The following is a 6,740-nucleotide window of genomic DNA, read 5'->3' as shown; positions in this document are numbered from 1 at the left end:
GGCCGCCCGAAACGAGGCCCTGCGCGCCGCGAAATACCTCGGCCGGGCCCTCTGGCGACGATGGAGCGGATACCACCGCAGGAGCCGCGTCGAGACCAAGATGCATTGTGTGAAACTGCTGGGCCAGCGGCTCATGGCACGGGACTTCGACCGACAGGTCGCCGAGCTCCAAGTCCGCATCGTCGTCCTGAACGGCTACACCGCGCTCGGCATACCCGTCACGGACGCTGTAGGATAAGTCCGTCTGGGAAAAGGGGAACCTCGGCGTTCAGCCGATTTGTGCAACAGAGCCCTTTACCACCTTGGCATACCTTTGGGACGTAGGAGCCGTTTCTGTGCTGCAATTCACAAGCGGCCTGTCGCCCCGATCATGGCGCGCGCTCAAACCGAGGCCGTGCCAATGGACCGCAGCGCCGCCTGATACTCTGCGTCCAGCGTCGCCACGATGGTCTCGGTCGGCTCCAACCGCTCGACTGCGCTTGCGCCTTGGCCTGCGCCCAGGATGTCCACCCAGGCGCGCAGCCCTTCGGGCCGGGCCTGACCCGCGTCCAGCCTGGGGCCCGTCGGCAAGGCGGCCAGGTCAAGTCCGTTCTCGGCAATGCTCGCGCTGAGGTAATTGGCGGCCACGCCCGAGAACAAGGGCGTGTAGGTGATGTCGGCAGAGGTGGACGCGATCAGCATGTTCCGGTGGCGCACAGAGGCCAGCGATTCCTCGGCGGCGATGAAGCGGGTTCCGACATAGGCGGCGTTCGCCCCCATGGCGCGGACCGAGAGCACGCCCGCCCCGGTGCCGATGCCACCACCGATCAGCATCGGCCCCTTGTGGATGCGACGCACCTCGTCGCTGAACGCCATGGGCGAGAGCGTGCCACCATGCCCGCCGGCCCCGGCACAGACCAGCACCAGGCCGCTGCACCCGGATGTCAGCGCCTTTTTGGCATGGCGCAGGGTCGTCACGTCATGCAGATGCATGCCGCCGTAGCCCGTCACTTTCTGCGCGACTTCGGCGGGCGCCTTGAGGCTGGTGATGACCAGCGGGACCTTTTTCGCGACGCATACGTCCAGATCCGCGCCCAGCCGGGTGTTGGTGGGCGCGGCAATGAGGTTGACGCCCCACATGGTCCCCTCGGGCAGGCTTGCGGTGATGCGGTCGCACCAATCCGCGAACTCTTCGGTCGTGCGCGCGTTCAGCGCGGGCAGCGTGCCGACGATGCCCGCACGGCATTGCGCGATGACTAGCCCGGGGCCGGAGACGAGGAACATCGGCGCGGCAACGACCGGCACGCGCAGGTCACGAAACGGGTCGAGGGTATCGGGCTGAGACATCCTGGTGCGACTCCTTGCGGCAGGGATCGACCCGGGTTTAGCCGAACGCCACTAAAGGTGCAATGGACGTACCATTGAATCTTTGCCGGCCGGTGCAAACGGAACGCCGCCTCCGCGGCTGACGAATGCCGGTCAGCGAGGCCCTGCGATTTGGCGGCCCATCGAAGGGCCTTGTGCCAAAGTATCAATTAATGGTTGATTCAATGGTAGGGCCATTATAGCAATTAAAACAGAAACTCGGCTGCGTTCATGACATGCCGGGCAAATGCGGGAGGGGCCTGCAAAACCATGGGAGGAAAGACGCCATGACGAAATCCGCTTTGATCGGAACGGCCGCTGCCGTCTTCATGACGGCACTGACGCCCACGACGCTTGTCGCACAAGACAGTTACCACCTGCGCTTTGCCGATATCGGCCCGCCGCGCGGCACCCGCGCCGAGGTCATGATGTGGTGGGCGGACGAGATCAAGTCCCGTTCGGATGGCCGCGTCGAGATCGAGTTCTTCTGGGGCGGTGCCCTGGCGAACCCCGCGTCCATGGTGGATTCGGTCGGCTCCGGTCTGGCCGACATGGGCTATGTGGTGGGTGAATATACCACCCTGTTGTCGCGGATGGCCTTTGCCAGCATCCCCTATGTCGAGAACGATCCCTGGGTCGCGATGCGGGCGACCTTTGACACCGTGTCCGAAAACGAAGATGTGCAGGATCAGCTGGCCGAAACCGGGGTGCAGTTTCTGAACACCTTTGGCCCCGGGCCGACCCAGATTCTCAGCCGCGAGCCGATCACCACGGTCGAGGAATTCGCCGGCAAGAAATTCCAGGGCGCGGGCGCCTGGCAGGATTGGGGCAAGGCGATGGGGGCCGTCCCCGTGACGCTGCCCTATCATGAGGGGTATCAGGCGCTGGAGCGCGGAACCACCGATGCCCTGCAGGGCTGGATCACCGTCACCCGGGCCTACAAGCTTTACGAAGTGTCGCCGCATATCACGCTGGCGAATTCCGGCATGACCACCTCGACCGGGGTCGTGATCAACCAGGAGCTCTTCGACAGCATGCCCGCCGACCTGAAAGCGATCCTGCAGGACACCAGCGTGGAGTTGATGGACCGCTACGCGCAGGCCCTCACCGCCGAAACCGACACCATCATGGAGGCGCTGACCCAGGGCGTCGACGGCTACAAGGTGACGTTCCACGAGCTGCCCGAAGACGAGCTGGCCCGCTGGAAGGAGCGCGCCGCCTTCCTCGTGCCGGCCTATGTCGACGCGGCCAACGAAAGCGGCCTGGACGGTCAGGCGATCTGGGACGCCTACAGCGCCAATCTTGAAAAGTACCGTCAGATCGTGGCGACCGAAGGGTACCCCTGGACGGAGTAGTCGCGCAGAAACAGCGCCATGGGCCCCGGGCCCTTGCACCCGCGCAGCATGCCGCCCGCAGGCGAAGCATCCGTCCGGTTCGGGGCGCAGCGGATAGGCCCGGTCCGCCCGGGTTCGCGCTGAGTTCAATGGTCCTACCACATTCAGGCCGGCGTCGGACGTACATTGCGAACCGCCTGTCCGTCGCGGCGCCGGCAGGGTGCCTTGCCCCATCAGTCTTATCGGAGGTCGTGCCATGAGAAAGCTCGTCAATCTGCTGGATCAGGCTTTGGTGGCCTTTGCCGCCGCCGCCCTGGCCGTCATGATGACCATGACCGGCCTTTCGGCGCTGGGTCGCTACTTTCTCAACCGCCCAGTGCCGGATGACGTGGTCATCAACCAGATGTTGATGGCGCTGCTCGTCTTCCTGCCGTTGTCGCATGTGCAGAAGGTGCGCCAGCACGTGTCGGTGACGCTGTTCTCGGACTGGCTGCCCCCCGCCGGGCTGAGCAGGCTCGAGGTCTTCGGCCGCGTTCTCAGCCTGCTCTTCTACGGGCTGCTCGCCGCCACGGCCTATGCCGCGACCCTGAAGGCCTACAAGATCAACGACATCGAATATGGCGAGCTCGACCTGCTGACCTGGCCCGTCCATGCGGCCATGACCCTGGGCCTGATCGGTTTCGTCCTGAGGCTGCTGCTCGAGCTTGCGCGCCCCATCTTCGACGCGGGCGACGGACAGGCCCCGTCCGATCCGGCCTGACCGACCCCAAACGCCACGAACAGGAAACAGAACATGGATCCCATGACCCTTGGAATTGGCGGCATTTTCGTGATGCTTGCCCTCGTCGCGCTGCGCGCGCCGCTGGCGGTCTCGCTCGGGCTTGTCGGCGTGGGCGGCATGGTCCTGTCCTTCGCCTTTCCTGCGAACCGTCCGGCCAACCTGGAACGCGGCATCAACATTGCCTGGACCTATCTGAAAAGCGAACCCTATGACGCGGTCGCCAATTACACGCTGATCGCCATTCCGCTGTTCCTGCTGATGGGGTTCGTCGCCTTCTATTCGGGCTTTACCAAGGACATGTACGCCGCCGGCCGGGCCTGGATGTCGGGTCTGCCCGGCGGTCTGGCGATGGCGACCATCGTCGGCTGCGCCATGTTCGCGGCCGTCAGCGGATCGAGCCTTGCGACCGCCGCCGCGATGGGCAAGCTGGCCGTGCCCGAGATGATCCGCAACAAGTACGACAAGGGTCTGGCGACCGGCGTCGTTGCCATGGGCGGCACGCTCGGGGCACTGATTCCGCCCTCTATCCTCATGATTCTCTATGCGATTTTCACCGAGCAATCGGTGGGGCGGCTGTTGCAGGCCGGGATCGTGCCGGGCCTTCTCAGCGCGCTGATGTTCATGCTTTACATCGGGGTCCGTGCCTATGTGCAACCCGGCTGGGCCCCCCGCCCCGGCAGGGTCGGCTGGCCCGAGCGGATGCGGTCGCTGGGCGGCGTCTGGTCGGTGATCGCCCTCTTCACCATCGTGATGGGCGGGCTTTACGCCGGCATCGTCACCGCGACCGAAGCGGCGGCCATCGGGGCCATCGGGGCCTATGGCATTTCGCTGCTGAGCCGCCGCCTGACCCCGCAGATCGCGCGCGGATCGCTGATCGAGACCGTGGTGCAGACCGGCAGCATCTTTGCCATCGTGATCGGGGCCAAGATCTTTGTCGCCTTCATCACGCTGACCGGAGTCACGCAGATCCTGTCGGGCTTCTTCCTGGGTCTCGACGTTGCGCCATTTGTGGTGCTCTTGCTGATCGCCCTGCTCTACATCGTCCTTGGCAGCTTCATGGAGCCGCTGGGGATCATGCTGCTGACCCTGCCCGTGGTGATCCCCGTGATCGAGGGGCTGGGCTACAACCTGATCTGGTTCGGCATCATCCTGATCAAGCTCCTCGAGATCGGCATGATCACCCCGCCGCTCGGACTCAACGTCTTTGTCCTGAAGGGGGTCGTCGGGGACGAGGTCAAGCTCGAGACGATGTTCCGGGGCGTGTTGGGGTTCCTGGCCGTCGACCTCGTCACGCTGCTGCTGCTGTTGTCCTTCCCGGCGATCTCGCTCTGGCTGCCGTCGCTTCTTGGGCCATAGGCGCACAGACCGATCAGGCACCGGCCCCCGCATTGTCGGGGGCCGTTTCATTTTTGGCCCCGGGCTTCCGACGTGGGGCGCGGGATAGGGCGTTCCGGATGGATTCTGTGGTTGATGTTTCAATGGTTCTACCATAGAAACCATGCAGATGAAAACGTGCCGCGCAAGAGGCGCAATGGACGCGAGTTTCGAGACAGGCCCTAAGCCCGCGCGGCGGACATTCCGCGCCGGAAACGCGGCCTCACGCGCCATCCTCACAGACCATACGCCCAGGGCAGCACGGGCCTGACCCGGCCAAGGCGCGCCGATCAGAACGGGAGAGAGACGATGACTTTGACAATGTTGGGCGGCGAATCCCTGTCCCGGGATGCCTTCCGCGACCGCTTTGGCCGGGTGGCCACCGCCTTGCTGAACGAGGGGCTGCGCGCGGGAGATTCGGTCGCGCTTTTGCTGCGCAACGACCTGACCTTTCTCGAGGTCGAGCAGGCGGCGGCGATCACAGGCGTGCAGGCGGTTCCGCTGAACTGGCACAACGCGCCCGAGGAAACGCTTTACGTGCTGAACGATTGCGGGGCGAAGATCGTCGTCGCCCATTCCGATCTTTACCTCTCGGCCGGGGCTGGGGCCTTTCCGCCAGGGGTTCGAGTGCTGGTTTTGCCGACGCCTCCGGTGCTGTGCGACACCTTCGGTCTCGACCCGTCCTGCGCGCGGGTGCCCGAGGGCACGCAGGATTATCGCGCCTGGCGCGATGCCTGCGCGCCGATGATCAGCGACACACCCCCCATGCCCAGCAACGTGATCTATACCTCGGGCACCACGGGCCACCCCAAGGGCGTCGTGCGTCATCCGCGCACCCCGGACCAGGCCAAGGCCTCACGCAATGCGCTGATGCAGGTCTACGGGCTGGCCGGGCAGGAGGGCGCGCAGATACGCACCGCCGTGATCGGGCCCCATTACCACGCCGCCCCCACGATCCACGCGAATTTCTGCTACAGCTTCGGGGCGGATCTCTTCGTCGTCGCGCGGTTCGACGCCGAGGAGCTTCTGGCCCTTGTCGAACGCGAGCGGATCACGCATCTCAACATGGTCCCGATCATGTTCTCGCGGCTGCTGAAGCTGCCCCGCGAGGTGCGCGAGGGCTATGACCTGTCGTCGCTGCGCTACATCTCCCATGCCGCTGCCCCCTGCCCGCCGGACGTCAAGCGGGCGATGATCGACTGGCTCGGCCCGATCGTGACCGAATTCTACGGCTCGACCGAGATGGGCAACATCACCCTCTGCAGCTCGCAGGAATGGCTCGAACGGCCCGGCACGGTGGGGCGCAAGATACCGGGGGCCGGACTCATGATCGTGGACGATGCGGGCAACGAACTGCCCCCCAACACGGTCGGCACGATCCTTGGCCGGTCGCCGGGGATCACCGATTTCGTCTATCGCAACCGCGAGGACGAAACCGCCGCCAGCTTCATGAACGGGCTGATCGTGCCGGGAGATGCCGGCTATCTGGACGACGACGGCTACCTGTTCATCTGCGACCGCAACAAAGACATGATCATCTCGGGCGGCGTGAACATCTACCCGGCCGAGATCGAGGCCGTCCTGCACGGGATGGAGGAGGTCGCCGATTGCGCGGTCTTCGGCATTCCCGACGCGGAATTTGGAGAATCCGTCTGTGCCCACATCCAGTTGCGCGACGGCGCGCAGAGCGATGCCACGGCCATCCAGACCCGCCTCCGCGACAGGCTGGCCGGCTACAAGGTGCCGCGCCGGGTCGTCTTTGCCGACACGCTGCCGCGCGAAGACACGGGCAAGGTCAGAAAGATCCTGCTGCGCGCCCCCTATTGGGAACAGACCGGACGCCGGATCTGACCCCTGCCCCCCGAAACCATCGCCATTGCACCCGGCGCCGACTGCCTGCGCGCCGA

The 6,740-nt window shown here is 65.1% G+C and carries 5 protein-coding genes and 1 pseudogene; 5 read left to right on the top strand and 1 reads right to left on the bottom strand.

Annotated elements, in window-relative coordinates; translation table 11 throughout:
- Positions 1–238 (top strand): annotated as a pseudogene (locus BLQ77_RS24880) (IS5/IS1182 family transposase); the annotation flags it as partial.
- Positions 239–381: 143 nt separating this feature from the next.
- Here the strand turns inward: BLQ77_RS24880 and BLQ77_RS24875 are convergent.
- The gene (locus BLQ77_RS24875) at positions 382–1,326 is read right to left on the bottom strand and encodes an NAD(P)H-dependent flavin oxidoreductase (protein WP_089963707.1); all 945 of its coding nucleotides are present in this window, start codon (positions 1,324–1,326) and stop codon (positions 382–384) included.
- Positions 1,327–1,631: 305 nt separating this feature from the next.
- Between BLQ77_RS24875 and BLQ77_RS24870 the strand changes: the two genes are divergently transcribed.
- The 4 genes from BLQ77_RS24870 to BLQ77_RS24855 all read left to right on the top strand — a co-directional run bounded on the left by BLQ77_RS24870 (position 1,632) and on the right by BLQ77_RS24855 (position 6,684).
- Entirely contained in the window at positions 1,632–2,699 is a 1,068-nt protein-coding gene (locus tag BLQ77_RS24870) for a C4-dicarboxylate TRAP transporter substrate-binding protein (RefSeq protein ID WP_165617205.1), read from the top strand.
- A 235-nt stretch (positions 2,700–2,934) separates the two neighbouring features.
- Complete coding sequence (locus BLQ77_RS24865) at positions 2,935–3,438, top strand: TRAP transporter small permease (protein ID WP_089963702.1); 504 nt, start codon at positions 2,935–2,937, stop codon at positions 3,436–3,438.
- A gap of 33 nt (positions 3,439–3,471) precedes the next feature.
- Positions 3,472–4,815 (top strand): TRAP transporter large permease, encoded by a 1,344-nt coding sequence (locus BLQ77_RS24860; RefSeq protein ID WP_089963700.1) that lies wholly within the window; start codon positions 3,472–3,474, stop codon positions 4,813–4,815.
- A gap of 327 nt (positions 4,816–5,142) precedes the next feature.
- The gene (locus tag BLQ77_RS24855) at positions 5,143–6,684 is read left to right on the top strand and encodes an AMP-binding protein (RefSeq protein WP_089963698.1); all 1,542 of its coding nucleotides are present in this window, start codon (positions 5,143–5,145) and stop codon (positions 6,682–6,684) included.
- The last annotated feature ends 56 nt before the right edge of the window (positions 6,685–6,740 follow it).

Source organism: Salipiger thiooxidans (genome assembly GCF_900102075.1).
Classification (GTDB): Bacteria; Pseudomonadota; Alphaproteobacteria; order Rhodobacterales; family Rhodobacteraceae; genus Salipiger; species Salipiger thiooxidans.
The sequence above is the reverse complement of the archived record's forward strand: the minus strand, read 5'-3'. Positions and strand labels throughout refer to the sequence as shown.